Source organism: Stenotrophomonas sp. HMWF023, from assembly GCF_003060985.1.
Classification (GTDB): Bacteria; Pseudomonadota; Gammaproteobacteria; order Xanthomonadales; family Xanthomonadaceae; genus Stenotrophomonas; species Stenotrophomonas lactitubi.
This window is the reverse complement of the sequence record NZ_QAIJ01000167.1, coordinates 1-4,767: the sequence shown is the minus strand read 5'-3', so window position 1 is coordinate 4,767 and position 4,767 is coordinate 1. Positions and strand designations below refer to the sequence as shown.

Below are 4,767 nucleotides of genomic sequence, written 5' to 3'. Positions count from 1 at the left end.
CGGTTGAAGCGCTTGTCCATCTTGTCCAGGCGGCGCTCGAAGTTGTTGATCGCACCATCGGTGTACTCGTTGGCGCGGGCCAGCATCTTTTCCAGTTCGGCGGTATCGACCTGCGGCGTGGGCGACGGCGTATCGTCCTTCTTCGACTTCGGCTGCGGCGTGGGCGACGTGCCCTCGCCTGCCGAGGCCACCTGCGGCGAATCGCTGGCTTCCGGCGTTGGCGTGACCTGTTCGGTGGGCGCCGTCGAAGCCGTGGACAGCGCACGCGACTGCGGCTGGCCATCCGCGCGCTGCTCCAGCCCGTCCATACGGCCATTGAGCTGCTGCTGCACGGCGTGCAGCTGGCCACCGTTGACCGCCTCGCGGCTGCCGGCCGCGATCAAGCCGTTGGCCACGTTGGAGATGACCATGCCGTTGGCGCCGGCCAGGGTGAGCTGGGCGGTGCCGTCGCTGCGGGTGGAGGGCGTTTCCTTGAAGACCGAGCGGAGCTGGGTTTCGACGCGGTCCATGCGGGAGCCGGTGGTGACTACGGCGGAGTCCAGCGTGGCGAGGGCATCGTTGACGGTGCTCTGGTGCTGGCCCTGGACGTTGAAGCCGGGGGTGGTGACGTTGCCGTTGGCGTCGATGTTGCCGCCGAGGGCGGAAAGCGCGCCGCGCAGCTGAGCGATGGTGGCTGCGTCGTTGGCGTTGCGGCCGTTGGCTACGTTGACGAGGCGGCGCTGGAGTGCTCCCTCCCCGAACGAAACAGTAAGAGTATCTCTGGCGATAGAGCCACTGCCAATGGCAACACTATAGGCGGCACCCGCCTGGACTGAGCTTGCAGCGCCAATTGCAATGCCCTTCTCCGCGTCAACCACCGACCTTACACCCACCGCAAAGCCATCCTCCGCAGATTCCATGACATGCGCGGCACGACCAAGAGCGACAGAGTTCTTGCCTCCTGCGCGGGAGAAACTACCCAACGCAGTCGCGCCCTCGCCAACTCCCACGGCCGAATCACCTAGCGCAACACCCACCAAACCAGCTTTGGCGGAAACTGCCGGACCGGCGGAGCCTACCGACAGGAACCTTTGTGAATCTTCCAGATCATTCAACCTGCTGTTTGACGTATACAGCTGCCCGCCAGTGACGGCATCACTGCTCGATGCAGAACTGATATCACCATCAGCCAGACCGGTGATCCGAGCGCCAGCGAAGTCAATCGGACCTTGGCGAGCAAAGCCAGCCAGGCCATTCCGCTGTTCCTTCATCTGATCGATCTCGCTTCTGTTATCGGCGATATCCTGCTTGGCTGCATACAGCTGGCTACCAGTCACAGCATCGCGACTACCAGCGGCAATACGACCATCGGCCAGATTCGACAGAACCATGCCTTGCGCACCTGCCAAGTTCAGCTGGCCAACTCCATCCGCCCGGGTCGAGGGCGACTGTTGGAACGTCGCACGCAGCTAACCTTCGAGGCCATCTACGCGGCTGCCTGACCTGACCACCGCCCCATCGAGTGCAGCTAGGGCGTCTCCGACATTGTCCTGCTTGCCACCTTGCACGCTATAGGTGGGCCCAACGACGTTTCCAAGAGCATCCACCCCTGCACTACCTCCGAAACCGGCAAGAGTTTCGTTGAGCTGTGCGATTGTGGAGACGTCACCCTCTGCGATACCTCGACTTACGTTCACCAGTCGGCGCTGGTACAGACTCGTCCCAAAGGAGACGGTGTCAGATTCCCTTGCAATTGATCCAGCGCCCACGGCGACGGACCTTGCGGCACTGGCTTCAACCCTGCTATTCGCGCCAAGCGCCGTTGTCTCAACTGCCGCTGCGCGTGAACCAGCACCGAGCGCGAAAGAACTCTCCGCTCCCTTCTCCACAAGTGCCCCTCTGCCGAGGGCTACAGAGTTCTTGCCACTCGCATTGGCATATGCCCCTACCGCGGTTCCTCCCTCATGTTCAACGCTTGCCTGCGCCGAATCACCGATGGCCACACCAAAGGCACCTGACCTAGCGGCTTCGCTGAGGCTGTCGCTTCCAATACTCAGGAACATTCCGGCGCTCTCAATCGCATTGACGCGCTCATTGGTCGCAAACAACTGGCCGCCATTCACCGCATCCGTGCTGGCCGCAGAACTAATATCTCCGGCAGCCACACCCGATACACGCGCGCCTTCCATGTCCACCAGCAGGCGATCAGCACTGAACTTAACCACGCCATCCAGATCCGGATCGAAGTTATCGAAGTCCGTACGCAGCGCATCCAACTCGACCCGGTTGTCAGCGATACGTCCGTCCTGATCCGTCAGCTGCTGCGCATGCCCTGCCAAAGCCTGCCGCTGCGTCTCCACCGTGGTATTGGTCGCAAACAGCTGCTGCCCGGTCACCGCATCCGTGCTGCCCGTACTCAGCGTGCCGTTGGCGATGTTGTAGATACGCCGCTTGCCACCGCTCTTGTTCGCGACATCCACGATAGTCCCAGTGTTCTCTGCACCCAGACGCACGTTGCCGCTGGCAGACACTTGGCCCACCAGTCCGCCCAAGGCATCAGCCTTCTGCACAGCGCCATCGGCTATGCCACGGGCAGCGTCGGCCGCCGTCTTCGCTGCGGTTGCGGCGGTGCGCACACTGGTCACTTCGCTATTGGTGGCATTGAGCTGCTGCCCGGTTACCGCATCGGCGCTGGACGCGCTGAGCACGCCGTTGGCCAGATTCTGCAGCTTGCGCTTGGCACCGGTCTTGTTGGCAACGTCGACGACGGTGCCGGTGTTGTCTGCACCCAAGCGCACGTTTCCGCTTGCCGACACCTGCCCCACCAGGCCATCCAGCACCGCCACCCGCGCCTGCGCTGCGTCTGCCGTGGACTTCACGGCGGCAACGTTGCCGTTGGTGGCATTCAACTGCTTGCCGGTGACGGCCTCCGTGCTTGACGTGCTCAGTGCCCCATCCTTCAGGCCGGTGATGCTGCGCACCGCATTGGACTTGTTGCGGGCATCCAGCACCGTGCCGGTGTTCTCACCGCCAAGACGCACGTTGCCACTGGCCGATACCTGGCTGACCAGGCCACTGACCGTATTGGCCTTGGCCAGCGCTGTATTGGCGTTGGTGTTGGCCGTAGTGGCCGTAGTCTGCGCTGCCGTGGCCGTGGTCTTCGCCGCGTCGGCCGCCGTCTGAGCAGTCGTCACATTGGTATTGGTTGCATTGAGCTGCTTGCCCGTCACAGCTTCAGTGCTGGATGCAGAAAGCGCCCCATCCTTCAGCCCGGTGATGCTGCGCACCGCATTGGACTTGTTGCGGGCATCCAGAACCGTGCCGGTGTTCTCACCACCCAGACGCACATTGCCAGTGGCAGATACCTGGCTGACCAAGCCACTGACCGTATTAGCCTTGGCCAATGCAGTGTTGGCATTGGTGTTGGCCGTAGTGGCCGTTGATTGTGCTGCCGCGGCCGTCGTCTTAGCCGCATCGGCTGCAGTTCTGGCATCGGTCACATTGGTGTTGGTTGCATTGAGCTGCTTGCCCGTCACAGCTTCAGTGCTGGATGCAGAAAGCGCCCCATCCTTCAAGCCGGTGATGCTGCGAACTGCGTTGGACTTGTTGCGCACATCCAGCACAGTACCTGTGTTCTCACCACCCAGCCTTACGTGGCCACTTGCTGATACCTGGCTGACCAAGCCGCTGACCGTATTGGCCTTCGCCAACGCTGTGTTGGCATTGGTGTTGGCCGTGTTGGCGGTGGATTGTGCCGCCGTGGCCGTCGTTTTCGCTCCGTCGGCTGCGGTCTGGGCCTTGGTCACGTTGGAGTTGGTTGCATACAGCTGCTTGCCTGTGACTGCATCACTGCTGGTCGAGTTCAGCCGCGCATCGGCCACATTTACCACCCGCCTTTTTACGCTGGCGCTACCGACCGAAACGGTGTTGGCCTCTGTGGCAAGCGATCCACGACCAAGTGCCACAGTGCCATTTGCCGATGTCTTTGCACCATAACCAACAGCCACACCGTCGTACTCTGCGCGCGATTCCCCACCCAATGCGATCGCCCCCGTCCAGCCACTACTGCCCGCGTACGCATCACCACCAATGGCAATCCTGGAAATGCCGGCGCCATCATTGGTCCTGGAGCCACTGCCTACAGCAATCGAATTGTCTGCGTACGCCTTAGCATTGTTACCGAAGGCCGTCGCACCGACTCCGTCGGTATAAGATTCAGCGCCAACTGCGGTGCTATACCCCTGTCGCACTCTGACGCCATAGCCAACGGCTACGTTGTTGGTTCCACTCGCGGTCAACAGGCTTCCGTAACCAACCGATTTACTACCCGTCAGACTGGAGCGTGAGCCGAGAATCATCTGCAGGTCACCTGAGACTGTCGAGTCCCGGTAAAAATTATCCGTAGTCAGCGCGACCTGTGTGTGCAGCGAGTTTATCGAACCTGCAGTAGCAGCTGCCTGAAGCGGAAGATTACCGAACATGCTCCGCAACGCAGGGTCCGCAACAGATGGAGTCGCCGGATAGTCTTCGACCAGGCTTTGTTCATCGAATTCACCCGGCTCGACCTCCGGCTCAGCGGCCTGCGCGACCGTCGCAAGCATGACCAGTCCAACCGTACCAGCCGCAAGAACGGTACTGGTGCGCTTTCCGCGAGGAGATGCAAGCTCGCTGGCGACAATCCAGCACTGCCGAGCCGTTGACCAGAGACGACGATAGATTTTGTTCATGGCATTTCCTTAACAATGGAGTCGAATGTGAGCGTCGCTGCGGAACAGTTCCGCAGCGACG

1 protein-coding gene and 1 pseudogene are annotated in these 4,767 nt (G+C 61.4%); both read right to left on the bottom strand.

The features are described 5' to 3' along the window. A pseudogene (locus DBR20_RS22110) lies at nt 1-1,370 on the bottom strand (hemagluttinin domain-containing protein); the annotation flags it as partial. A gap of 78 nt (nt 1,371-1,448) precedes the next feature. Beyond that, entirely contained in the window at nt 1,449-4,706 is a 3,258-nt protein-coding gene (locus DBR20_RS22105) for an ESPR-type extended signal peptide-containing protein (RefSeq protein WP_181393056.1), read from the bottom strand. Between the last annotated feature and the right edge of the window lie 61 nt (nt 4,707-4,767).